The sequence below is a fragment of the Leptolyngbya sp. GB1-A1 genome, from assembly GCF_039962475.1.
Classification (GTDB): domain Bacteria; phylum Cyanobacteriota; class Cyanobacteriia; order Elainellales; family Elainellaceae; genus Leptolyngbya_A.
Window position 1 is genome coordinate 1 of sequence record NZ_JAMPLI010000004.1, and the last position, 24,492, is coordinate 24,492.

The following is a 24,492-nucleotide window of genomic DNA, read 5'->3' on the forward strand; positions in this document are numbered from 1 at the left end:
CGAAGAACATTCTGCTGAACGAGGGCATCCGGGCTTGGATGGCACCTCAGGATCAGCCGCACGAACAATTTGTATTCCCCGAAGAGGTACTGCCCCGTGGTAACGCTCTCTAATAGTTCTATCCTGCTGAGCGGACGCGACCAGCAATCGACTGGATTTGCTTGGTGGTCTGGTAACGCTCGCTTGATCAACCTTTCCGGTAAGCTGCTGGGCGCACATGTTGCTCACTCTGGTTTGATTGTATTCTGGGCAGGTGCAATGACCCTGTTTGAGGTCGCTCACTTTGTTCCTGAGAAGCCGATGTACGAGCAGGGCTTGATCCTGCTGCCTCACCTGGCAACGCTAGGTTGGGGTGTTGGTCCGGGTGGTGAAGTCATCAACACTTTTCCCTACTTTGTGGTGGGTGTGCTTCACCTGATTTCCTCTGCGGTTTTGGGTCTGGGCGGTATCTATCACGCCGTTCGTGGTCCTGAAACCCTGGAAGAGTATTCTTCTTTCTTTGGCTACGACTGGAAAGATAAGAACAAGATGACCACCATCATCGGGATTCACCTGATCCTGCTGGGTCTTGGTGCATTTCTGCTGGTGCTGAAGGCAATGTTCTTTGGCGGTGTGTATGACACCTGGGCGCCCGGTGGTGGCGATGTCCGAGTCATCACAAATCCGACGCTAAACCCTGCGGTCATCTTTGGCTATCTGCTCAAGTCTCCATTTGGTGGCGATGGCTGGATCGTCAGCGTCAACAACATGGAAGACATCATTGGTGGTCACATCTGGGTTGGCTTTATCTGTATTGCAGGCGGTATCTGGCACATTCTGACCAAGCCATTTGGCTGGGTGCGTCGCGCCTTCATCTGGTCGGGTGAAGCATATCTGTCCTACAGCCTCGGTGCGCTGTCTCTGATGGGCTTCATTGCCTCCTGTATGGTGTGGTACAACAACACTGCTTACCCCAGTGAATTCTTTGGTCCGACAGGTCCCGAAGCGTCTCAGGCTCAAGCTCTGACCTTCCTGATTCGTGACCAGCGACTGGGTGCAAACGTAGGTTCTGCTCAGGGTCCGACGGGTCTAGGTAAGTACCTGATGCGCTCTCCGACAGGTGAGATCATCTTTGGTGGTGAAACCATGCGCTTCTGGGACTTCCAGGGTCCATGGCTGGAGCCGCTGCGTGGACCGAATGGTCTAGATCTGGAAAAGATCAAGAACGACATTCAGCCTTGGCAGGCTCGTCGCGCGGCTGAGTACATGACTCACGCTCCGCTGGGTTCGCTGAACTCGGTAGGCGGTGTGGCAACGGAAATCAACTCCGTGAACTTTGTCTCGCCTCGCGCTTGGCTGGCAACCTCTCACTTCGTGCTTGGCTTCTTCTTCCTGGTGGGTCACCTATGGCACGCGGGTCGCGCTCGTGCTGCTGCGGCTGGCTTTGAGAGAGGCATCGATCGTGACAATGAGCCAGTACTGGCAATGCCTGAGATTGACTAATCCTTAGTCTCCTTGTAAATCAATAGGTCCCTGCAAATGCGGGGACTTTTTTATGTCGAATTTTATGTCGAAAATTTGCATTCCCTGTTCAAACTCAAGATTCAAAATTGCTTAGAAACAGAAAAGTTACGATCGACCTATCCAGTTTCCTTATTCATTCATTGCTTTAAAAATGAAACATTATCCTTTTTTGGCACTGTCGCTCACGTTAGCCGTATTTCTAGGAGCCGCAAGTAGCCTATTGAGTCCCTTCAATTCTTTAACCTCAGCTCAGGCACAGGATACTCAAAGTCCCCGTGCTGCCTTTACTCGTCCACCGCGCCTGGTGAGTGCCGAGAATCCTGAGAAGCAAGTTGCAGTGCGATCGTCTGTTTACTATTTCACATTGGAGGTTCCGCCTGATTCGGGTAGCGGGCTTCAGCAGGTAAGCGTGGTTCAGCGAGACGGGTCTTCCCGGATAAGACGAATTCGCTATGACCTGGAGGCAACTCGTGCTTTTGTAGGAACAGCAAACGATCGCGGTACAGAGATCCCGATCGCTCAAAAAACCTACGATGAGGATTCTCAAACCGTCACGCTTGCCTTTGCCAGTCCGGTTCCATCTGGGACGACGGTCACGCTTGCTCTGGAAGCACAGCGAAATCCTCGGATGCAGGGCGTTTATCTGTTTGGCGTCACGGCTTATCCAGAAGGCAGTACTACGAGTGGACAATTTCTTGGCTATACCCGGCTCACCTTTTATGGCAATGACGGCATTCAACTCCTTTCCGATTGAATTGGCCGGAAGCAGATGCCCATTGAAGGCTTCCAGATTAAGACAACGGATATAAAGCCCAAGATGCAGGACAATAGACCTTATCTCAAATACAGCCCTGCTTTGTGCGGGGATTGCCAGTTAAGGTGATGAACTCCGCTACTCTCCTAACCCCCAATCCGGGGGAACCTAGTTTTCCTCAAGGTTCTCAAAGTCTTCCAAGTTTGGGGAATTTAGGGGGCGATGTAGGATTCGCGACTGCTCAAACATCCTTTTAGCTTCATACTGCTGTATCTGTCAGAGCTTACTTTCATTTAGACTGCGAACGCCTCATGTCTGAACTGCCAATTCTGCCAAACTATATCAACGGGCAGTGGTGTGACTCTGCTGCCACTGAGTTTGTTCACGCGATTAATCCTGCGACAGGTGATCGGCTTGCCAGTGTCCCTCTTTCTCCAGCAAGCGAAGTTGAGCGGGCGGCGCAGGTTGCCCATGAAGCGTTTCAGTCCTGGCGACGGACGCCAGCTCCGCAGCGAATTCAATATTTGTTTAAGCTGAAAGCTCTGATGGAGGAGCAATTTGAGGACCTGTCGCGGACCATCACGATCGAATGCGGCAAAACGCTGGACGAATCGAAGGGCGAACTGCGACGGGCGATCGAAAATGTGGAAACGGCTTGCGGCATTCCAATGATGATGCAGGGAACGAATTTTGAGGACATCGCATCGGGTATTGACGAATTTATGTTTCGGCAGCCCATTGGTGTAGCGGCAGTGATTGCGCCGTTTAATTTTCCGGGCATGATTCCCTTCTGGTTTTTACCTTATGCGATCGCCTGCGGCAATACCTATATTGTGAAGCCGTCTGAAAAAGTACCGCTGACTATGCAGAAAGTTTTTTCTTTGATCGATCGAGTTGGGCTGCCGCCTGGAGTGGTGAACCTGGTGAATGGCGCAAAAGAAGCGGTCGATGCCATTCTCGATTATCCGTTGATTCGGGCAATTAGCTTTGTGGGGTCGAGTGGGGTAGCGCGGTATGTCTACAGTCGGGCAACCGCGAATGGAAAACGGGTGCAGTGTCAGGGTGGCGCGAAAAATCCGGTGATTGTGCTGCCAGATGCTGACATGGAGATGACCACTCGAATCACAGCGGACAGTGCGTTTGGCTGTGCCGGACAGCGATGTTTGGCTGCGTCGATCGCCATCACCATTGGAGAAGCCCGTAAAACCTATACCGAGTCGATCGCGGCAGCAGCTGCCTCACGGGTGGTGGGAAACGGACTGGAAAAAGGCGTACAGATGGGTCCGGTGATCAGCGCAGAAAGCCGTCAGCGGATCGAGCAATTAATCCAGCAGGGCGAGTCAGAAGGCGCAAAAGTGATGATCGACGGTCGATCGCCTCAAATCACCGGATATGAGCAGGGTAATTTTGTGCGTCCCACAATTTTGCAGGACGTTGACCCCGACAGCAGGATCGCCAAAACAGAGATCTTTGGTCCTGTCCTGAGCCTGGTTTATGTTGAGACGATCGAGGATGCTATTCAGCTTGTGAATCGGGGGCAATACGGCAACATGGCCTGTCTATTTACCAGTAGCGGGGCGGCGGCGCGGAAGTTTCGCTATGAGGTAGAGGCAGGCAATATTGGGATCAACATTGGCGTAGCGGCTCCGATGGCGTTCTTTCCGTTTAGCGGCTGGAAAGAGAGCTTTTTCGGCGACCTGCACGGACAAGGACAGCACGCGGTTGAGTTTTTTACCCAAACGAAGGTCGTGGTGGAGCGTTGGTTTAAAGACTGGTCGCGGCAGTTTTAGGGGCTGCGCCTTGAAACTTCCCTTCAAACCATTTCCTAAAACCGCACAAAATCGCCCCGTACCCAGCCGGTCGCCCCAGAGCTGGTGAACTGTACTTGATACCAGGTTTGCTGGTCTGAGCCGATCGCTTGCGCTAAAATTCGCACCGAGTCTCCTGACAAGCCATAGTGACGCACCGGAGATTGAAGATTGGCTCGATCGCGAATATTAATTCGAGAACCCGGATCGCGACTGGTGAGGGTGGCAGTGCTGGCGCTGGGGCGGGCCGTTTGGAGAGCGGAATTTGCCAGAGCGATGACCGTTTCTCTACGTCCATTTTTCACTGAGGCAGAATAGAGCACTCCCTGGGAAAGCCAGGATGCCTGAGCAGTGCAGTACGCGCCGCAGGAATTGGTGAAATATCCCTGGATGCCGTTTGCCAACGTAATCGCTTCGATCGTGTCTTGGGGACTTCCAGGATCGGTGTCTACAGAGCCGCCAAGTTGTGCGGAGAAATAGCCCCAGGTGCAGGGGGTTCCCTGACAATCGGGCGTATAGGTGAAGCTGACTTCGTATCCGTCGGGGCGGTTGCTCGTGATGTTGGAATACAGCGAATCGGCTTCGGGTAATTTACTGGGCAGGACGATCGGTACTTGAGTACGTCCCTGAAGTTGGGTTCTCAAGCGGTCAACCGGCACGACGGTATCTGCCCAAGCGGGAAGCGGTAGGCTCAGCATGAGCAGGGTTGTCCAGAGCAGTTGGCGAACGCGTGACATAAGGTAGGAACTCCTAAGCCCAAATTGAATTGCGATTTCGATTGCCTGAGTACAGCAACCTGTTTTGCAAAAGGTTATGGTTGCAAAAGATTATGCCCGTACTTTAGGTATTACTAACTACACAAGGGTGGTAGCCATTTTTCGGGACAAGCTGTTAATCGTCGCAGGAGAAAACTGCTTCGCATTGCTCTACAAAATAATCAGGAGTCAAGTCAGGACTCGATCGCAAAAAATCCGGGAGGGCAATCTGTTATGCTCACAGGTAGAACCGTTCCTCCTCGGATGCCGCTATGGTGACCCTCACAGCTCAATCTTCTGTAGACCAGCGCGACTGGAAACCGATCGTCAAAGCCTTTGAAGCTGTTGTCGGTAAAAATGCAGTAGTGCAGCGCAAAGAAGAACTCTTGGTGTATGAGTGTGATGGGCTGACAAGCTATCGTCAGCGTCCGGCAGTGGTGGTGTTGCCTCGTACAACAGAACAGGTTGCAGAAGTGGTGAAAATCTGCGATCGATTCAACGTGCCATTTATCGCGCGGGGAGCCGGAACCGGGCTATCGGGAGGTGCGCTGCCGATCGAAAACTGTGTGCTGATTGGCACAGCCCTGATGAATCAGATCCTCGAAATCGATCTCGAAAATCAGCGGGTAGTCGTGCAGCCGGGCGTGATTAATAATTGGGTGACGCAGGCGGTTAGCGGAGCGGGATTTTACTATGCGCCTGACCCTTCCAGCCAGATTGTTTGTTCCATCGGTGGCAATGTAGCGGAAAATTCGGGCGGAGTGCATTGCCTCAAATATGGCGTGACGACGAATCACGTTTTGGGGCTGAAGATTGTTTTGCCAGATGGATCGATCGCTGAGGTAGGCAGCAAGATTCCCGAAATGCCGGGATACGACTTGGCAGGAATTTTTGTCGGTTCAGAAGGCACGCTGGGCATTGCCACCGAAATTACGCTGCGGATTCTCAAAACCTCTGAGGCAATTCATGTGCTGCTGGCAGATTTTACCAGCGTCGAGGCGGCAGGACAGGCGGTTTCAGACATCATCAGTGCCGGGATTATTCCGGGCGGCATGGAAATGATGGACAACTTCAGCATTAATGCTGTGGAAGATGTGGTGGCGACCAACTGCTACCCGCGAGACGCGACGGCAATTTTGCTGATCGAAGTCGATGGGCTGGAAGTGGAAGTTGAAGCAAACCGCCAGCGGGTCGAAGCGATTTGTCGGCAAAATGGGGCAAGAAGCATTCGCACTGCCACTGATCCCACTGAACGTCTCACCCTGTGGAAAGGACGCAAAGCTGCCTTTGCCGCAATGGGCAAGATTAGTCCTGATTATTATGTGCAGGATGGGGTGATTCCGCGAACCAAACTGCAATACGTGCTGCACGAAATCGAGGTACTCAGCCAGAAACACGGCTATCGCGTCGCTAATGTGTTTCATGCTGGGGATGGCAACCTGCACCCGCTAATTTTGTACAACAATGCCATTCCGGGACAGCTTGAGGAAGTGGAGGCACTGGGGGGCGATATTCTGAAGCTTTGTGTTGAAGTGGGCGGCAGCATTTCGGGTGAGCATGGCATCGGCGCAGACAAAAAGTGCTATATGTCTGCGATGTTTAATGAAACCGACCTGGAAACGATGCAGTGGGTGCGGCAGGCCTTTAACCCGAAGGGACTGGCAAACCCGGAAAAGCTGTTCCCGACGCCGAGAACCTGCGGAGAAGCAGCCCGATCGCTTACCGCTGAAGATTTTCCGAACGTCGATCGCTTCTAACCCACTTCAATGCAAGACGATCTGAGGATCGATCTGAAACGCTGAGCTGGAGTTTGATTGCCCAGAAGCTTCCTCGCGGCGCAGTTGCCAGAGCAGCTTTTGAGATTCCCAGGCACGATCGAGCAGTTCCATTGCCTGGGTGGGCGAGCATTCTTTTGAGTAGCTTTGCTCTAGTGCCGAGCAAATATACGTTTTCAGGTAAGTTTCGATATCTTGAGGAGCGATCGAAACTGTGGTTTCGTGGGGGGCGACTTGCATAGGGGGAAGCATTAGGAAAGAAAAGAACAATAAGAACCCAATCTGCGAACGGGGCAGCTCGAAAACTGTGGCTTGTTTTCTCCTACAAAAGAATCCGGTTTGAATTCGGACATTTGAAGGCGATCGGGTAGTTTTTTGTAGAATCTTTACGGGATTGACCAATCCGCATAAATCTATAGATGGTCAGTAAACGGTCAGAGGTGGAACGGTGATCTGATTAAACTGAAAAGGAAATAAAAACGTTAAGTCATCCTTAGGGAGAGCCAAATTTAAAGCCGACAGGAGAAAATGTAACCGTTGAATGCTGCCTTAGGAGTGCAATATGGTTCTTGCTCGTTGGCGACAAATTCTTGCACCAGTCTTGCTTAGCGTTTTGTTGCTGGTTACTGCTTGCAGCCCACAACCGCCATCCCGCTTTGAACAGACGCAAGTTGAAACAACTCAAAAAGGCGCGCCGTCTGCCGTTGCTACCGATGCCACTCAGGGAGGAGCGTTTAACCAGTTCTTTCCGAAGTCGGTTTCTGGCTATGAGATTGTGCCTGCTCAGGAGAAAAAAGGGTTTGCTGAATACAAAGTAAACCAGGGTGGAAAAAATGTGGCAATGCTGGCAATCAGCGATACCACCGGGACACCTGCCGCAGAGAAATTTAAGAACAGCACGATGAAGATTGCAGGCTATCCCGCCGTCGAACAGGGACAAAATGGAACTGCAATTCTGGTGAACGATCGCTATCAGGTGAAAGTGCTGTCTCGCGATCCTTCATTTACAAAGGAGAATCGGGCAGAATGGCTGACTAAGTTTGATTTGAACGGCTTAACCAAGCTGAGTTAAGTTCGGGCAGGTAAGTTCAGACTCAGGACTTCAAGAGTCGCTGCATCATTCGCTGCAAACCAATTGACCCTTTGCTCAGGAGGACTCTGTGAGTAAATCAATTTATGAACTGGTTGACCGTCTCCCGACAGGCGGCATTACCGTAATGGCACTGCGATCGCTCGATACCTTCGTGCCAGGACAGTGGGATAATCTAGTCGGGTTTGAAAATACGATTCGGAAAGTAACGGGTGAAACCGACGAAAGCTTGATTCAGCAAATTGGCGATCGGGCGGTGACGCTGTTTAACGACAAATCGCAGGGCTATCAGCGGGCACTCTGGCTTTATCAAACCGTCGATTCGGCATCGGGCGCACTGGGCGCGGCAGCTCTGGCAAACCGAATTGGGCAGGATATCTCGTTTCTGGGAGTGTTGAAGCATCTCACGCCCAAACCTGAAAGAGCGCAAACGATCGATCTATGCGTCAAACTCGTCGTTGAAGTGGTAGCCTTCTGTCAAATCAACGGCATTCCGGGTGATAGTCTGGGCGATTTTTTAGCGTCCTTAAAAGACTACGGCGGCGAATCGCTGATGCGAATGGCAGCGCTTGTTTGTTTTGATGGACTCGTGCCTTTGGGAGCCGATTTCTCGCTGAAGGCATTAAACGCAATTCAAGGAATGACCCCTTCGGAACTAGAGAAAAATAACACGTTCAAAGGCGTTGCAGAACAGATTCCGGGCGGCAATACAGACGGCAAACTAGGCTTTATTCGCGAAAGCTTTTCTTCCACAAAAGGCTGGATGGATAACTTTGTGGCATCCCGCAATTTGACTCCTGATAAGGTGATCGACAACTTGACGCAATTTGTGGATGTATCTAAAGACAAATTAGACTACCTTGGCGCATTTCTTGATATGTCCGTTAAATACTACGAACACACCGGAGTGCAAACGCTGACGCGGCGACTGGTTGAACGGGCGGTTGCTGAAATTTAGCATCGTAAGGTCAATCTCTTTGCAGGAGAAATGGTTTGGCATTGCCTGTGAGGAAAGCCGGTCTTGATGTTGATTGAAGCCTAAAATTTGTCAAAAATTGATTTTTGAAATCTGGTTTGAGGTAGGGCAATCCTGCCTTTTTTTTATCATTTGCAAGCGTTGCTGAAATTGCAATGGCAGGCATCTAGGCTAGCTTGAAGAATACTCATTCGGGTTGTCGCATTTCAACCGTTCCAATTTTTACAGTCTTTGTCTTCCTGAGGAAGTCAGGGATTGGCTTTAGGTTGCTCCCTGACTTCGTAGCAGTCTTGAGCCTGCTCAACGTCTTTTAGGGTCGAGCTGCAAGCCCTTTAAAGCTGAGCGCGGTTTGATTATCGCGGACATCACCAAATAAATTTGCTGTGCCCGTCGTCAGGTTAACGCCGTACAGCGATGCGTTAGAAAGTGCATAGGCAGTGTTGGTTGCGGGGGCAGTTGCGCTGGCAGGCTGGCTGACAATATCAAAACCCGCGTTCCCGCTGAAGTCAACGCCTAGTGCTCCGACGCGAGTTTGCGTTCCGGCATTAGGCGGATTTTGAATGAACAGTTCATCGGTGGTGGTGTTGATGGTGAATTGCGTGGTGGCGGCGGGTGGCGTGATCGGGGCTACGCCTGTGAAACTGTTGATGTAGGCGGTTGCTGCGATCGAGTTCGTCGCGCCGTTCAAGTTGCCATCGGGCTGAATGCCGTCCAGGGGGTTTAGATTGCTATCCACAACGGCTCCGGTATCTGGCACTAAGCGCAGATTTTGTCCGGCATCGCTCACTACCCGAATGCGATCGACCGACGGATTAAAGTCGAAACCAAAATTCGTGCCGCTCAGCGGAATTGCAAAAGGCTGGGCGTTCACGGCAGTGGCGGCTCCAGTGGCAGGATCAATGCGGTAGAGGCGGCTGGTACTACCCAAGCCAAACAGTTGACCATTCAGCGGACGAAAATCGATGCCCAGCAGGTTTTCCCCTGTTTGCAATCCGGTAACGCTGACTCTTCTAACGTTTGACAGGTTGTCGTTATTAAAAAATGCCAGATTATTGTCAGTGGTTAAGCCCACGAACTTCGCGGTTGCCGGATCAGGCGCAGCAAGCGGACTGGTAGACAATCTGAGACGGTAGCGCGTTTCACCGTCGCGAAGCGTGGTTTTAAGGAAGTAGCGACCTCGCTCCAGAATCGTGTTGATGGGTTGAGACTGCTGAGCTGTGTTTTGCGAAAAGCCGATGCGCTGACGATCGCGATTGAACAGTGCCAGGTTTACATCGCTTTTGAGTCCACGCAAAACGCCCTGCAAGCTGCTGCGAGTGGTCACCCGAAAGCTAAAAAAATCAACTCTGTCACCCTGATTAGCTGAATCACGAATTACCTGCTGTCCCTGCAACACGCCGAGATTTTGCGCCCGGTTGAAGCTGTTATTTGAAGCCATGATTCAATACTCCGATCAATTTAATTAGACTGGACAAATTAGATTGGACAAACTCAGTACGCGCAGAACAATCAAGTGGATGCACCTGGGTTGGAAAAGAACCGTAATCTGCTCTGGGAAAAGGTTTGAAAATTCATCATCATGACCCAAACTGCCTCCTTGCCCCTAATGCTGAGGAAACCGAACCATCGTTCAGGTTCAAAGTCCCTCAATTTTGGGGAAATTAGGGGGCAACACAGCACTTTCAATCCTTCTCAAACAACTTCTTTGCAGGCGTAAATCACTTCGGATCAGTCTTTAGATAGGTGAACGATCGCCGTTTTTCTGCTAAATAAATCGCAAAAAGTGAGTGGTTGTTTGGGTACAATACGGCTACTGTGCTGTGAAAGAACCCATGTCTGAAGTCGATCGTTTTTTGCCGGAGTGTCGCGTTTGTCAGTTTTATACCTGCAATGTTCATTTGCGCTGTGCGGTTCATCCGTCGGGTGTAGAGTCCGAGCAGTGCCTTGATTTCACCCTTTATCAGCCTTCTGCCCATTCGCCTCGTTCGATTGAGGTTTATCCCGCCCAGAAAGATGCTAAGCAAAGGAAAAAGTCAGCCTGATCTGTGAAGTGATGGGGTGATAAGCCGTGTGGTCTCCCCTCCTGTGCCTGGGAAAATAGCGAGGGAAATTTAGAGCAGTCCTCAAGCACTGAACCGATTACCCTAGATAGGAAAGTGCTTTGCATCGCCCCATGACCCTGAGAAAATTTTTGGCTCTCGTCGCAGGTGGTTTTCTATTTGTTTATTTGCTATTTCTGGCTGGCTCAACGATTCCCAGGCAGTGGACCAAACAGTGGAATTATCATTCCCAGGAAAATTCTCCGGTGAATTCTCAGATCAATTCCCAGTCAAGCTGTCAATATAAAGTTTGTGCAGCGCGGTTTGGCATTCACACCAATATCATTATCCCTGTCTCCAACGATGCTTATAACTGGCAGAATGATTTGATGCTGCCGTTAACGCAAGAGCAGTATTTAGGGTTTGGCTGGGGTGAGCGCGACTGGTATTTGCATCCACCTCCTGATAATTCGCTCGACTATTACCTCAAGGGTTCTCGATCGCTTTTATTGCCAAACGCCGCCGCACTCCGAGTTCAAAGACACGATCGGTTTCCGAGCCATTTCGAAATTCGCTGTGGTGGCGTTGATCGATCGCATTATCTTGCGTTAATTGAGTATATTCAGCGATCGTTTCAGCGTTCCGCCGGAAGGCGAATTCAAATCCGCATAGATCCGCAAGCGGGTACTGCTTTTTATGAGGCAACAGGACAGTATTCTTTTCTGCATAACAGCAATCACTGGACGGCAGAAGGACTCCGCACTGCAAAGATTAATACACCCCTGTGGGCAGGCTTCTCGCAGGCAGTTATGCGCCAGATTAAGCCGACCTGTTAGCTGGGTTTGGCGCGGCAGAATCGCGAGATGCCAGCATCGTTCAGTCGTTGAGGTTTCTAATGTAAACCCTCTGGTACTTCTCAAATCCCCTGTAAGAACCTATTCTTAGTGCAGAAAACATCACGGGCAGTGCAACGACGCTAACCCATACTGTGAGCTGCCTCGCCTTCGATTGTTGCCCGCCTGAGGCAGTTGAGTTTTTCTGTGATGCCGATGAATGACCCGATCGCTGTACTGCTGATTGATGACCAGGCAATTATCGCGGAAGCGGTGCAGAAAATGTTGGCGGCTGAAACCGATATTACCTTTCACTACTGTGCTGATCCGCTTCAGGCGATTAAGGTGGCACAGTCCTTTCAGCCGACCGTGATTCTGCAAGATCTGGTAATGCCGCAAATGGATGGTTTGCTGCTGGTGCGATTGCTGCGATCGTCCGATACACCAACGTATCAAATTCCACTGATTGTGTTATCAAGCAAGGAAGATCCGGTGATCAAGGCGCAGGCGTTTGAGTATGGCGCAAATGATTATCTGGTGAAATTGCCCGATCGTGTTGAGCTGCTTGCCCGAATTCGCTATCACTCCAGGGCATACAATAACCTGCTAAAGCGACAGGAAGCCGAGGCGCAGCTTCGGGAAGAGAACGAGCAGCAGGCACTCTACATTCAGCAAGTCAACAAAATCACCGATGCTGCCTTTGCCGTTGAGCAAGACATCTTTGAGGAAGGACATTTGGCAGAAGTCGCCGATCGCCAGGATGAGCTGGGGCAATTGGCGCGGGTGTTTACTCAGATGGTGAAAACCGTCAAAGTGCGGGAAGCAGAGCTAGAGCGGCTAAAAGATTCCCTGGCGCGATTTTTCCCGGGGGAGTATCTGCGATTTCTGCGTAAAGACAGCGTGATCGATGTGCAGCTTGGGGATTTTGTCAGCAAGATTATGGCGGTGATGTTTAGCGATATTCGCGCGTTCACCACCATTTCTGAAAGTATGAGTCCACGCGAAAACTTTGACTTTATCAACGCTTATTTAAAGCGAGTCAGTCCTGAAATTCGCAATCACTACGGCATTATTGTGAAATTTTTGGGAGATGGCATGATGGCAGTTTTTCCTGACGGCGCAGATGATGCGATCGCTGCTGGGATTGCTAAACATCGGCGTGTGCAGGAATACAACGAGCAGCGGCAGGCAAGGGGCAAGCTGCCGATTCAGGTTGGCATTGGCGTTCATGTGGGACCGATGATGCTGGGCATGGTCGGGGAAAGCAATCGAATTCAGGGCGACGCTTTTTCGGACAACGTGAATCTGACCGCCCGACTGGAAGGACTAACCAAGGTTTACGGCAGTGCCCTACTAATCAGCGGGCAAACGATCGAGCACCTCAGCACGCCTGAAGCCTACCAGTTTCGCTTTCTGGCAAATACGCTGGTTAAAGGACGCACCGAACCGATCGCCGTCTACGAAGTGCTCGATGCCGAAACGGAAGCAATTCGCGAGCTAAAACTGCAAACGCTGCCTCAGTTCGAGCAGGGGATTCAACACTACCGCGATCGTGCCTTTATCGATGCCAGAGCTTGCTTTGAACAGGTACTCGCCGTTCATCCTGACGATCAAACTGCCAAACTGTACTGCGATCGAATCGAACGGTTACTCTCCGAAGGCGTTCCCGAAGACTGGAACGATGCCTGGTCGATCATTCCCCAATCGTAATCACCACTTTTCCCACCGTGCGTTCCGTTTCGCCTTGCTGATGCGCCGCTACCGTTTCAGCCAGAGGATAGGTGCGATCGATAACCGAGCGAATGTGTCCCGCTTCAATCTGCTGCTTCAGAAATTCCAGATCAACGGCATTCGATTTCAGCAAAATTACTTTGTACTTGGGTCCAGGCAAAAATGCCGTGAAAAAGCTTTGCACATAGTTTGCCGGATAGGGCTGCGTCGTCACGTAATAGCCATTGGGCTGCAAAACTCGCTTACAGTCATCAAACGATCGATTTCCCACCGCATCAAACACGACATCGTATTTCGTCGCGTCCTGAGTAAAATCCTGCTGCTGATAGTTAATGACTCGATCGCATCCCAAACTCTTCACTAAATCAGCATTTCGGGCACTGCAAACCCCCACAATCGAAGAGGCTCCTAACACTTTGGCAATCTGCACCGCATAGGTTCCCACACCGCCCGATGCACCGTTGATCAACACTCGCTGTCCTGCCGCAAAATGACCTTCATCTCGTAACGCTTGCAGTGCAGTCAGTCCGGCTAAAGGTACAGCCGCCGCTTCTTCGTCGCTCATATTCGCGGGTTTGTGCGCCGCCACTCTCTCTGCTACTGCTGCGTATTCCGCATAAGCTCCACCTGCCAACTGATCGAGCCGCGCATAAATCCTGTCTCCAACGCGAAATCGAGTCACTTGACTGCCCACTTCCACGACTTCCCCCGCCACATCAAAACCCAAAATTAACGGAAACTGATAGCCCGTCAGGAACTGCAGCAATCCTTTTCTGATTTTCCAGTCGATCGGATTCACGCTGCTGGCATAAACCCTAACCAGCATTTGATCAGCTTTAATCACAGGTTTATCAACATCGGCATAGCGCAATACATCAGGAGAACCGTAGCGATCGATCACAGCCGCTTTCATCACTCATACTCCAGATACATAACAACGCTTGAGCAGGACAAGTTCTACCCAAAATGATCGGATGCGATCGCCAATAGACTCGCTCTATCTACACCTACAGTCAATTGCAGTCTTTCTGAAGGGTAATCGCAATCTCTAGAGATAGATTTTGGATGACAGAATTCGTTTTGGAGTGAACGGAAATTGAATAAGTTTATGGATAGATGAAGAGAATACTCAGGAAGCGTTCTAGTTCGGGTTCAGCCTCTAATCCACGCTCGCGATCCGACGCCGACGATTAGAATCATGCTTTCATTCTTCTTAACTCGTTCTCAAGAACGATTGCAGAACAAGCCATAATTTACACCATAAGATCAATTGGCTTCTATCGTTATATTGGCGTTTACTTGGGTCTGCTGCTATGCCAACAGTCTATGGAAATCTTCAGGGCATTCGATCGGCTCAGGTCAAGCAAATTGAGGCATTGTACGATCAGCGTCAGTCGGGCGATCGGGTTTGCACGATTGAGTTTGCTCGGCAGTTGGCGCAGCTCAGCAGCACGATTCATCATCCGATTTGTGTCTATTTGAATCGGCGGGGGCAGGTGATTCGGATTGGGATTGGCACACCGCTTCAAACTCAACTTCCCCAAAGTGAACTGCCCCGGCAAGGCGGCGATCGGCTGAGCGGCATTCGCTGTGTTTCGGTGATGTCTCATGCGCCCGACCGTGGCAGTCTGGTAGCGATGCTGAAGCAGCGATGGGATGCGCTGGCAGTGTTGGTGATTCCCGAAGGAAAACGGCAGAAAGCGGCTGAAATTCAAGAGACTTATCTGGCACATTTGATTCCCGATTTTGACCAGCCCTGGACAGTTTCAGAGCCAATGCCGCTCGATGAATTGACCAATCTGGAACTGGATGATCTGATTTACGACTGGGAAAAAGATCTGGGCGAATCCGGTTTCGAGCTGGATCAGTTTCAGGCTCCCTCGGATCACGATCGCGTGCTTCTGGTGGGTTTGATGACTGACGGCATGACGGCACAGCAGTTTGAAGAGGGCATGACCGAGCTGCGGCGATTGGTGGATACAGCAGGTGGTGAAGTGATTGGCGTGATTGAACAGCGACGCGGCACTCCCCATCCGCAAACGGTCGTTGGTCAGGGCAAGGTCGAGGAAATTGCGCTTCAGGTGCAAACGCAGGGCGCAAATCTGGTGGTGTTCGATCGCGATATTTCTCCTTCCCAGGCGCGAAATCTGGAGGAGCAAATCGGGGTGCGGGTGGTCGATCGCACCGAAATTATTCTGGATATCTTTGCCCAGCGTGCCCAATCCCAGGCAGGGAAACTTCAGGTGGAACTGGCTCAGCTCGAATATCGGCTGCCGCGGCTGCGGGGACAGGGACGGGGTTTATCGCGACTGGGCGCAGGTATCGGCACACGAGGACCGGGAGAAACCAAGCTCGAAAGCGAACGACGCACAATCCAGCGACGGATTCAGCTTTTGCAGCAGGAAGTCAATCAGCTTCAGGCACACCGATCGCGCCTCCGGCAGCAGCGACAGCAGCAGCAAATCCCGGTTGTGGGACTGGTGGGCTATACCAACGCAGGCAAATCTACCCTGCTGAATGTGCTGACCCAGGCAGAGGTCTACACTGCCGATCAGCTTTTTGCCACGCTTGACCCCACCACGCGCCGCCTGACGATCGCCGATGATATGACCGCAGCGAGAAAAGAAATTCTGCTTACCGATACGGTCGGCTTTATCCATCACCTGCCGCCTTCCCTGATGGATGCTTTTCGCGCCACGCTGGAAGAAGTTACTGAAGCCGACGCGCTGGTGCATCTGGTGGATCTGTCCCATCCTGCCTGGGCAAGCCATATCGAATCGGTGGAAACGGTGCTGGATGACTTGCCTGCAACGCCCCCTACCGCACTGCTGGCATTCAACAAAATCGATCACGTTCCCCCCGAAGTGCTGACGCAGGTCAGGCAGGACTATCCCGACGCCGTGTTTATTTCTGCCACCGAGCGGCTGGGACTCGATCGCTTGAAGCAGGAGATCCTGAAGCTCCTGGGCATTTCGGTGCAGCCCGGAGAAGTAGAAGTGGGCTAAGGGCAATGGTGCCCGGTCAAATGCCCTGCTTGCCCATTCCCGCATTTTGTGGCAAGTTGCGATCGGTGCTGTTTTGCGGTCATCGCTTATGTTTCGTCTTCCCCGCTTTCCTGCTTTCCTGCTGTCGTTCTGTCTGCCTTTTTTGTTGCTCAGTGCGATCGTCTTGCTCACAGGCTGTAGTTTGCCGCAAATCAAAGCAGAAGATCGGCTATTTTTACCGCTGAGCCTGGACTTTCTGGGAGAATATCGCCTGCCAAAAGCAGATTTTGAGAATGCGCCGATCGGCGGTTTGTCGGGTCTTGCCTACGATCGTCAGCGCGATCGGTTTTATGCTGTGTCGGACGATCGGAGTGAGCGTGCCCCTGCCCGGTTTTACACGCTAAAGCTTGACATTGGCATATCTGGAGCGGCAGAAGATGCAGAAACCAGCGGGGCAATTGGCATTCGATCGGTAGAAATTGAGCAGGTCACAACCCTCAAAGGCGAAGACAATCAGCCCTATGCAGAAGGCACGATCGACTCAGAAGGCATTGCTCTCTCGCCTCGCCGCACGCTTTTTATCACCAGTGAAGGCGTTACCCCGGCAAAGATCCCGCCCTTTATTCATGAATTTGAGCTCGAGAGCGGCAACTGGCGCAGTCGGCTTGCCGTCCCCAAGCGGTTTCTGCCCCAAGAGGAAGAGGGACAGCTTCTGGGCGTGCAGAATAATCGCGGCTTCGAGGCCCTCACGGTTAATGCGGGCGGTGCAGCTCCCAACTCAACCGAACCCTATCGCCTCTTTACCGCAACCGAAGCCCCGATCGCCCAGGATCTTCCTCTTGCAGATGCAGATAACAGCAGCACAAATCCTCCCGCCCAACAGCCGCTCCGCTTTCTGCACTATTTGGTTGGCGATGAGCTGCCCCTCTTGCTCGCAGAACACCTTTACCTGATCGATCCACCCCCCTCTGGAGCCACTGAAAATGGGCTGGTCGAACTGATCAGCCTTGATCAGGGCGGGCACTTTCTCAGTCTGGAGCGATCGTTTGGCGCATCAGTGGGAGTGGGGGCAAAGCTCTATGAGCTGGCGATCGGCGGCGCAACTGATACTTCCAGCATTCCTTACCTTCAGGGCAATATCACCGGAATCGTGCCGATTGCAAAACGGCTGCTGCTCGACTTGAGTGAGCTTAATATTCCCCTGGACAATGTGGAAGGAATGACGATTGGACCCCAGCTCCCAGATGGCTCCCAAAGCTTGATCCTTATCAGCGACGATAACTTTAACCCGCTCCAGGTGACTCAGCTTTTACTGTTTCGGTTAAAGAATAGTCGATGAATCCCTCGATCGCATCAAGCACGCTCCCGATAGGCTGATCTTTATGGACTTGATCTTGATGTGCTGCTCTTTGCCTGGCTGCGATTCCAGACACGGGTGCTAACCTTGCAGTTTGCGCTGCGTACTCTTAAACCGGATGTATTCCGAAGCGAATGCCAGCAGACCAGACGCCAGAATCAGAATCACGCTCAGGGCATTGATATCGGGTTTAACCCCAGTCCTGACGCGGCTAAAGATTTCCATTGGCAGGGTGTTTGCGCCGCCTCCTGCGGTAAAGCTTGAAATTAACAGGTCGTCCATGCTTAGCACAAATGCCAGCAGACAGCCCGACAGCACGGCGGGCATCAGTTCGGGCAGCAGCACTTTGAGAAATGCCTGAGTCGGCGTTGCGCCCAGATCGAGAGCGGCTTCTTCCAAAAACGGATTGAGACCGGATAGACGAGTGGAGACGACGACTGCAATATACGCCAGACAGAAGACAACGTGAGCCGCTGTGATAGTCCAAATGCTGAGGGGAATGCCGACATAAACGAGGAAGACCAGCGTGGCAACGGCAATCGCAATATCAGGAATAATCAGCGGCAGGTAAGACGCGCCTCGATAGAGTCCTTTGCCGGGAAAGCGAAACTTGGCTAAGCCGACTGCCATCAGCGTCCCCAGTACCGCCGAAATTGCCACCGCAGCCAGGGCAACGGTGAGACTATCGCCCAGCGCGGAGAGAATCCGTCTATCGTTGATCAGGCTGCTGTACCACCGCAGGCTAAAGCCGCCCCAGTTTGAGCTAAACCGTGACGCATTAAAGCTGTAAAACGCTAGCACCAGAATCGGAAAATACATAAATCCGTACATCAGCACGGAAAATACCATTTGCCAGGAAAAACGGAGCTTGGCTTTGGGCGATTGCGGCACAGAATCATCCTCCACGGGCGGCACAGCTTGGGCGGTTTCCATTGGCATGGTCAGACGGCATCTCGATCGCCATATTTAATCAAAAGTGCGATCGACACGCTCACGGCAAAAATTAAAATCATGCTGAGGCTAGAACCGAGTCCCCAGTTGCGAGTTGCGCCAAGAAACTGGTTGAAAATAAACCGGGAGATCGTCATATTCGACGCACCGCCCAGCAGTTCCGGCACGACAAAATCTCCCAGGCTGGCAATAAACACCAGCAGCCCACCTGCCGCGATACCGGGAAGCGTTTGGGGCACTGTGATCCTGAGAAATGCCTGGCTTGGCGTTGCGCCCAGGTCGGAAGCTGCTTCCAGCAATCGTTTGTCTAACTTTTCCAGCGAGGCATACAGAATCAGCACCATGTAGGGCAAAAAGCTATACGCCATGCCGATAAACACCGCCGGACTCTGGTTTAGCCAGTCCTGTCCCGGAATGCCGATCGCCCCCAAAATAGAGTTGAGCAGTCCAGTCGGTCGCAAAATGGTAATCCAGGCGTAAGCCCGCAGCAGTGAAGAAGTCCATAGCGGCAGCACAAACCCGACCAGCAGCAGATTTCGCCATCGCGCCGGAGCCATGACCGCAATCCAATACGCCACCGGAAAGCCGAGCACCAGCGTCAGCAGTGTAGAACCCGTCGCAAAGTAAAGCGATCGTCCGATGACCCGCAGATAAGGATTGCCGATCGCCTCGGTTGCAGAGCTGCGTGGCAGCAGGATTTCCAGATAGTTGCCAATGCCATAGCCCCCCGCAGGTTGCCCCAGGCGAAATCCCGGAATCAGGCTCAGCTCCAGAATCAGCAGCGTTGGTAATACCAGCAGCACCAGTAGCCACAGTCCCGGAGGAGCCAGTAATACCAGGGGCTGCACTAATTTACTGAATCTGCGTCGCCAGGACGCCTGAGAAGGCTTTTCAGGCAGGGCAGAAGGAACCGGAGGAGTAGTGGTCGACATCGCGGCAAACCTGAAAGAACCTGAAAGAACCTCAAAAGAACAGCCTGCAACAAATACTACGCGCTGGTGAGCTGAGTCCAGTATTTGTCGTACAGGTCGGTTGCCTGGGTAGGAACGGGCGTGATGCCTTCGCACTTGGTAAGCACGCTCTCCGAGGGATACAGATTGCTGTTGTTTTTGGAGTTGGTCGGCAGCTTCTCAAAGGCGGCTTTGTTGGGCGTGGCAAAGTTGAGTCGTTCGACCAGGTTCGCGGCATTTGCTGGATCGAGCATAAAGTTCATCCATTCATAGGCAGCGTCCGGGTTGGGAGCCGATTTGGGAATCACCATCGTATCCGTCCAGATCGAAGTGCCCGATCGCGGAATTACATACTTCAGGCTAGGCTGTTCTTCAATCAGTGAAATTGCGTCCGACGAATATGCCATCGATACCGAAAGATCGCCGCTTGCCAACTGATCTTCCCAGCCGTTCGTTAAGAAAGACGCGATCGCAGGTTTGAGTTCAACCAGTTTGCGGTATGCCTGCTCGATTTGCTTCGGGTCTTTAGAGTTGTAGGAAAAGCCGAGCGATCGCAGCGTCGCGCCCATCACTTCCCGCACGTCATTAATGAGCGTCACTCGTCGCGTCAGCGATCCCTTGTTTTGCCAAAGGAAGTTCCAGTCGGTGATAGTTTTGCCGTTGAGTCTTGCCGGATCGTAAATCAGTCCGGTGGTTCCCCAGGTTGCCGGAACGCTGTGAGCATTGTTGGGGTCGTATGTCGGATTGCTCCACTTCGGGTTGAGGTTGCTCAGTCCGGGAAGGCGCGATCGATCGAGTTCGGTCAGCAGCCCTTTGTCCTTCATCTCGACCACCATGTAGTCCGAGGGAAAAATGATGCTGTAGGCATTGGCTCCGCCTGCCTCGACTTTTGCCAGCATCGCTTCGTTCGAGTCAAAAATATCGACAACGGTGCGAATTCCAGTTTTTGCCTCGAAGTTCTTCAGCAGTTCATCGTCGGTATAGTTTGCCCAGGTAAACACATGAAGCGTTTTAGCGTTTTCCCCAGAGCTGGGACTGGCGGCGGGACTGTTTCCGGCAGAAGGATTCGACAGGTTACGGGCGCAGTTTGATAGCACCACCCCCGAAGCAGCAGCCGTTAGAGTTTGTAAAAATCGTCTTCGGGAGGTTCCAGAAAACAATCGACCGTCAGGGTGGTTTGAGTGAGAATGGGTTGGCGGCATGGTTTCTTCCTACTGCGGTAAGGGTGCAACGGGAAAACGTACATAAAACAGCATACGCGAATCGTTTGCAGTCGGCTTTCCCGGGGGACGATCGAGCAGACCTAAATCATTCAATCAGGTGCTCCCTAGGCAGGCAACGCCAGACAATCAGCAGCAGACCAGTACACCTTAACCGAACTGTGCAGATCCAGAGGTCGATCGCTGCGGTTGGGCAACAGTACGGTAATACGATCGCCTGTCGCGAGCTCCACGAGATAGTGAACGTGGGTTCCCAAGTACATGATGTGGCGCAGTTTGCCTTCATAGGCATTGGTTGAGGCGTTGATCAGATCGCCGCTGTTGGGCGAGCCAACATGGATTTTTTCGGGACGAACGCTGACCATCACGTCGGTGGGCGGGTTTTGCTGCCAGGCATCTTGTGGCTTCACCATCACGCGTAGCCCTTTATCAGTCACCACTTGCAGCATTTCCGGATAAATGGTTTCGACCCGCGCCTGAAACAGGTTGGTATCGCCAATAAAATCTGCCACAAAGGGCGTTTGCGGCATTTCATAAATCTCGCTGGGGCTGCCCACCTGCTCTAATCTGCCTGCATTCATCACAGCAATGCGATCGGATAAGCTTAGTGCTTCTTCCTGATCGTGTGTCACCATCACAAACGTCACGCCGAGTTCCTGGTGCAGATTCGACAGTTCCACCTGCATTTCTTTCCGCAGCTTCAAATCGAGCGCGCCCAATGGCTCATCGAGCAAGACTACGGTCGGGCGATTCACTAGGGCACGAGCAAGGGCGACGCGCTGCTGTTGCCCACCCGAAAGTTGAGCCGGATAGCGACGGGCAAAGGATTCCATTTTTACAAGCTGCAAGGCTTCTCCGACGCGCTGCTGCACCTCCGATCGGCTGCAATTCTTAATGCGTAAGCCAAAGGCAATGTTGTCAGCCACCGTCATGTGGTTGAATAGGGCATAGCTCTGAAAGACAGTGTTCACGGGTCGCTTATAGGGAGGTACATTGGTCATCAGTTCGCCCCGGATGTACACTTCTCCCCCGGTGGGTTCTTCAAACCCGGCGATGATCCGAAGTGTAGTAGTTTTGCCGCAGCCCGATGGACCCAAAATGCTGAAAAATTCACCCTGCCGAATGCTCAGATCAATGCCGCGAACGGCAGTTTCCCCGTTATAAACTTTGAACACCTTTCGCAGTTCAACGTCCAGCTTGGTTTCGGTCTGGGAAGCATTCCGGTCTTGAGCAACGGTCTGGGACATAATTGGCAAATTTCCTTTTCCAGCTAGTATTTCACCCGTTTGTCACTTAACTTGTGTTTTGAGCAGCACAGTTAAACTAAATTCTGGTTAACAAACTTTTAACCCGTCCGTTTCAAGCAAACTTCTCTGAATCAATCTTGATTAACCGATCGCAATTCTCTGGTCAATCCGTTTTGAAGGATTTTTCCTGGGAAACCTATCCCTAAGCGATCGCTCTAGCACCTAGCGTTTCTTGCGCAATTACCCCGTTGCAAATTTAGCCGTTGCAAATTCAATAGCAGAACAAAACTAGACCCCGGTTCGCTTGTCCCCTAGCATAGCTTAAGTGCCGTCCACCTCTATTCCGCCACGTCTATTCCGATTATGAATCGATCGCCTTTGATTGCATCCAGCCCCAATTCTCGACAGAATGCCCGCTCAGTGGGGCGACACTATCAGTCGGTGATTGTGATGCTGTTCGTCAGTTTGATTCTGGTCGGTGGAATTGGGACTCGTCTGGTTTATCTCCAGCTTTTTCAAGGCGAACGCAACCGCCAGCTTGCCGACAATAACCGGATTCGCCTGATTCCTCGCCAGCCCGAACGTGGCAAAATTTTGGATCGCCGAGGCCGAATTCTGGCAGGCAGCCGTCTTTCCTATGCGGTGTTTCTGTGGCCGATCTCAAATTCTAAGCAGCAGTGGTCGGTGATTGTGCCGCGTCTGGCAAAGGTGCTCAATGTTCCTCAAAAGACGATCGAAAACCGCCTGGAGCAGGCAGGCTATGATTCCCCGGCTTTGCTGCGAATTGCACGAGGCTTGAGTCCAGCTCAAGTGACAGCCCTGGCAGAGTTTAGCCACGAATTAAAAGGCGTCCAGGTTGAAGCGGAAGCCGTTCGCAACTATCCCTATGGCGATCTGGCAGCTCATGTGCTGGGCTACACGGGCGAAATGAGCGACGAAGACCTGAAGGCAAAGCAGGATCAGGGCTATCGTCTAGGAGACGTGATCGGGCAGATGGGCGTGGAGGCAGCCTTTGAGCGGCAGTTGCGCGGCGAATGGGGCGGACAGCAGGTTGAAGTAGACGGAGCGGGGCGGGTGCTGGGGGTGCTGGGCGAAAAGACTGCCAAAGCTGGAAACGATGTGCAGCTCACGCTGGATCTGGATGTGCAGCGCGCCGCAGAACGGGCGTTAGGCGATCGCAAAGGGGCAATTGTGGCGATCGATCCCCGTGACGGAGCCGTGCTGGGGATGGTGAGCCGTCCTGCCTTTGACCCTAATTTGTTTTCAACCCGCATTACCGATGCTCAGTGGAAGCAGCTTCAGGGTCTTGACTTTCCGTTTGTGAACCGCGCTCTGCAAGGCTATCCGCCTGCCAGCACCTTCAAGATCGTCACAACTGTTGCTGCCATTAAGTCGGGCGAGTTTCCGATAGGAACGGTGTTGCCGACCTATCCGTTTGTGGAAGTGGGTGGCATTCAGTTCTGGGACTGGAACCGGGCAGGCTTTGGTCCGCTTGATTTTCCGGGGGCGATGGCATGGAGCAGCGACACCTTCTTTTATCAAACCGCGCTCGGCATGGGTGAAGAGCCGCTGATTCAGTGGACACGCCGCTTTGGATTTGGCGAAAAGACGGGAATTGAGATTGCTGCCGAAGAAGCTCCGGGACTTGTCCCCGATCCGGGTTGGAAGGAAGAAGCACTAAAAGAACCCTGGTATGTAGGCGATACGGTGAATATGTCGATCGGACAAGGCTATATGCAGTCGTCACCGCTTCAGGTTGCCGTCATGTTTGCGGTAGCAGCGAACGGAGGCTATCGGGTCAAACCTCACCTGATGATGGACAATCAGATCGATCGCTGGCGAGAATCTCTCAACCTCAGCCCAGAGATTATGCGAACGCTGGATCAGGGGCTACGACAAGTCATTACAAGCGGGACAGGAACTGCGCTCAACGTTCCCAATCTGCCGCCAATCTCCGGTAAAAGCGGAACTGCTGAAGACCCACCCCGCCAGTCCCACGCCTGGTTCGGTGCATATGGACCCACCAGCAAACCGGAAATCGTCGTCGTTGCCTTTGCCGAAAACTCTGGCGGTGGTGGCGGCTCGGTGGCTGCCCCGATGGTGCGTCAGGTTCTCGAAGCGTACTTTAACGGCACTCAAGCATCTGAAGCAGCTCAGCCCGAATCCGTCACGACTGACTGAAGCCAGCTACGGCTCAATCTCCAGAACCCTTTAATTTAGCTGACCGAACTGGAGATCGGTTTGGGCATCTGGCAAGGTGAATTTGAGGGCGTGTCGGGAAACTGGCTGCGCTGGTGCGATCGCTCAGGTGAATGGCTACTGACCGATACTGAACAAGCACGGCGAGCAGAAAATAAGCCCAAGCTCAATTGCTGCAAGCCGCCCGCAATCTTTTAGAAACGGGGATGCCGATCAAGCAGGTGGTGTTCCTGCTCAGCTTATCGGAGACGCAAGTTCAACTGCTGCAAGCCGCAGACTGATAATAACTGTTGCTTGGGGTTTAACCGATCGCATTTGTA

Annotated in this window: 22 protein-coding genes and 1 pseudogene; 14 read left to right on the forward strand and 9 right to left on the reverse strand. The window is 52.3% G+C overall.

What is annotated here, in order from left to right; translation table 11 throughout:
• The 4 genes and pseudogenes from NDI45_RS05555 to NDI45_RS05570 all read left to right on the forward strand — a co-directional run.
• Nucleotides 1-113: pseudogene (locus NDI45_RS05555) on the forward strand (photosystem II D2 protein (photosystem q(a) protein)); the annotation flags it as partial.
• Nucleotides 97-1,482 carry a photosystem II reaction center protein CP43 gene (psbC, locus tag NDI45_RS05560; protein ID WP_348246726.1) on the forward strand — a complete coding sequence of 462 codons (1,386 nt, stop codon included), beginning with the start codon at nt 97-99 and terminating at the stop codon, nt 1,480-1,482. The pseudogene NDI45_RS05555 and the gene psbC, both read left to right, overlap by 17 nt.
• A 172-nt stretch (nt 1,483-1,654) precedes the next feature.
• Nucleotides 1,655-2,257 carry a DUF2808 domain-containing protein gene (locus NDI45_RS05565; protein WP_190792462.1) on the forward strand — a complete coding sequence of 201 codons (603 nt, stop codon included), beginning with the start codon at nt 1,655-1,657 and terminating at the stop codon, nt 2,255-2,257.
• A gap of 311 nt (nt 2,258-2,568) precedes the next feature.
• Nucleotides 2,569-4,047 (forward strand): CoA-acylating methylmalonate-semialdehyde dehydrogenase, encoded by a 1,479-nt coding sequence (locus tag NDI45_RS05570; protein WP_190792461.1) that lies wholly within the window; start codon nt 2,569-2,571, stop codon nt 4,045-4,047.
• A 35-nt stretch (nt 4,048-4,082) separates the two neighbouring features.
• Here the strand turns inward: NDI45_RS05570 and NDI45_RS05575 are convergent, their stop codons facing one another.
• Nucleotides 4,083-4,802: an SH3 domain-containing protein gene (locus NDI45_RS05575; RefSeq protein WP_242067393.1), complete on the reverse strand. Its 720-nt coding sequence runs from the start codon at nt 4,800-4,802 to the stop codon at nt 4,083-4,085.
• Nucleotides 4,803-5,092: 290 nt separating this feature from the next.
• On the opposite strand from NDI45_RS05575, the gene glcD reads away from it, so the two are divergent.
• Nucleotides 5,093-6,577, forward strand: a complete 1,485-nt coding sequence (gene glcD, locus NDI45_RS05580; RefSeq protein ID WP_190789699.1) for a glycolate oxidase subunit GlcD — start codon at nt 5,093-5,095, stop codon at nt 6,575-6,577.
• Between the two features lie 6 nt (nt 6,578-6,583).
• On the opposite strand, the gene NDI45_RS05585 is transcribed toward glcD, so the two are convergent.
• Complete coding sequence (locus NDI45_RS05585) at nt 6,584-6,835, reverse strand: hypothetical protein (RefSeq protein ID WP_348246727.1); 252 nt, start codon at nt 6,833-6,835, stop codon at nt 6,584-6,586.
• Nucleotides 6,836-7,157: 322 nt separating this feature from the next.
• On the opposite strand from NDI45_RS05585, the gene NDI45_RS05590 reads away from it, so the two are divergent.
• Entirely contained in the window at nt 7,158-7,667 is a 510-nt protein-coding gene (locus tag NDI45_RS05590; protein WP_348246728.1) for a hypothetical protein, read from the forward strand.
• An 88-nt stretch (nt 7,668-7,755) separates the two neighbouring features.
• On the forward strand, nt 7,756-8,643 hold the full coding sequence (locus tag NDI45_RS05595) for a hypothetical protein (RefSeq protein WP_190789696.1): 888 nt from the start codon (nt 7,756-7,758) through the stop codon (nt 8,641-8,643).
• A 10-nt stretch (nt 8,644-8,653) separates the two neighbouring features.
• Here the strand turns inward: NDI45_RS05595 and NDI45_RS05600 are convergent, their stop codons facing one another.
• Together NDI45_RS05600 and NDI45_RS05605 are read right to left on the reverse strand one after the other, a co-directional pair.
• Nucleotides 8,654-8,827: a hypothetical protein gene (locus NDI45_RS05600; protein ID WP_190789695.1), complete on the reverse strand. Its 174-nt coding sequence runs from the start codon at nt 8,825-8,827 to the stop codon at nt 8,654-8,656.
• Nucleotides 8,828-8,971: 144 nt separating this feature from the next.
• Nucleotides 8,972-10,099, reverse strand: coding sequence for a DUF4394 domain-containing protein (locus NDI45_RS05605; protein WP_190789694.1), 1,128 nt, complete (start codon nt 10,097-10,099; stop codon nt 8,972-8,974).
• 349 nt (nt 10,100-10,448) lie between these two features.
• Between NDI45_RS05605 and NDI45_RS05610 the strand changes: the two genes are divergently transcribed.
• From NDI45_RS05610 to NDI45_RS05620, 3 genes are all read left to right on the forward strand, one after another.
• Nucleotides 10,449-10,703, forward strand: coding sequence for a hypothetical protein (locus NDI45_RS05610; protein WP_348246729.1), 255 nt, complete (start codon nt 10,449-10,451; stop codon nt 10,701-10,703).
• 131 nt (nt 10,704-10,834) lie between these two features.
• Nucleotides 10,835-11,536, forward strand: coding sequence for a DUF2459 domain-containing protein (locus tag NDI45_RS05615; RefSeq protein ID WP_348246730.1), 702 nt, complete (start codon nt 10,835-10,837; stop codon nt 11,534-11,536).
• A gap of 207 nt (nt 11,537-11,743) precedes the next feature.
• The gene (locus NDI45_RS05620) at nt 11,744-13,243 is read left to right on the forward strand and encodes an adenylate/guanylate cyclase domain-containing protein (RefSeq protein WP_277878997.1); all 1,500 of its coding nucleotides are present in this window, start codon (nt 11,744-11,746) and stop codon (nt 13,241-13,243) included.
• Here NDI45_RS05620 and NDI45_RS05625 read toward each other — a convergent pair.
• Nucleotides 13,227-14,177, reverse strand: a complete 951-nt coding sequence (locus tag NDI45_RS05625) for an NAD(P)-dependent alcohol dehydrogenase (RefSeq protein ID WP_348246731.1) — start codon at nt 14,175-14,177, stop codon at nt 13,227-13,229. The two genes, NDI45_RS05620 and NDI45_RS05625, sit on opposite strands and share 17 nt — an antisense overlap.
• 400 nt (nt 14,178-14,577) lie before the next feature.
• On the opposite strand from NDI45_RS05625, the gene hflX reads away from it, so the two are divergent.
• Both hflX and NDI45_RS05635 read left to right on the forward strand, forming a co-directional pair.
• A complete protein-coding gene (gene hflX, locus NDI45_RS05630) occupies nt 14,578-16,269 on the forward strand; it encodes a GTPase HflX (RefSeq protein WP_348246732.1) in 1,692 nt (563 codons plus the stop codon).
• Nucleotides 16,270-16,357: 88 nt separating this feature from the next.
• The gene (locus tag NDI45_RS05635; protein ID WP_348246733.1) at nt 16,358-17,587 is read left to right on the forward strand and encodes an esterase-like activity of phytase family protein; all 1,230 of its coding nucleotides are present in this window, start codon (nt 16,358-16,360) and stop codon (nt 17,585-17,587) included.
• A 99-nt stretch (nt 17,588-17,686) separates the two neighbouring features.
• Here NDI45_RS05635 and NDI45_RS05640 read toward each other — a convergent pair whose 3' ends face one another.
• The 4 genes from NDI45_RS05640 to NDI45_RS05655 form a co-directional block, all read right to left on the reverse strand.
• Nucleotides 17,687-18,538, reverse strand: a complete 852-nt coding sequence (locus NDI45_RS05640; RefSeq protein ID WP_348246849.1) for an ABC transporter permease — start codon at nt 18,536-18,538, stop codon at nt 17,687-17,689.
• 8 nt (nt 18,539-18,546) lie between these two features.
• Nucleotides 18,547-19,488 carry an ABC transporter permease gene (locus tag NDI45_RS05645; protein ID WP_190791737.1) on the reverse strand — a complete coding sequence of 314 codons (942 nt, stop codon included), beginning with the start codon at nt 19,486-19,488 and terminating at the stop codon, nt 18,547-18,549.
• A gap of 56 nt (nt 19,489-19,544) precedes the next feature.
• Nucleotides 19,545-20,708 (reverse strand): spermidine/putrescine ABC transporter substrate-binding protein, encoded by a 1,164-nt coding sequence (locus NDI45_RS05650; RefSeq protein WP_190791736.1) that lies wholly within the window; start codon nt 20,706-20,708, stop codon nt 19,545-19,547.
• Nucleotides 20,709-20,833: 125 nt separating this feature from the next.
• Nucleotides 20,834-21,973, reverse strand: a complete 1,140-nt coding sequence (locus NDI45_RS05655) for an ABC transporter ATP-binding protein (protein ID WP_190791735.1) — start codon at nt 21,971-21,973, stop codon at nt 20,834-20,836.
• Between the two features lie 363 nt (nt 21,974-22,336).
• On the opposite strand from NDI45_RS05655, the gene mrdA reads away from it, so the two are divergent.
• Nucleotides 22,337-24,154: a penicillin-binding protein 2 gene (gene mrdA / locus NDI45_RS05660; RefSeq protein WP_190791734.1), complete on the forward strand. Its 1,818-nt coding sequence runs from the start codon at nt 22,337-22,339 to the stop codon at nt 24,152-24,154.
• A gap of 60 nt (nt 24,155-24,214) precedes the next feature.
• A complete protein-coding gene (locus NDI45_RS05665) occupies nt 24,215-24,370 on the forward strand; it encodes a hypothetical protein (RefSeq protein ID WP_348246734.1) in 156 nt (51 codons plus the stop codon).
• Nucleotides 24,371-24,492: the final 122 nt, after the last annotated feature.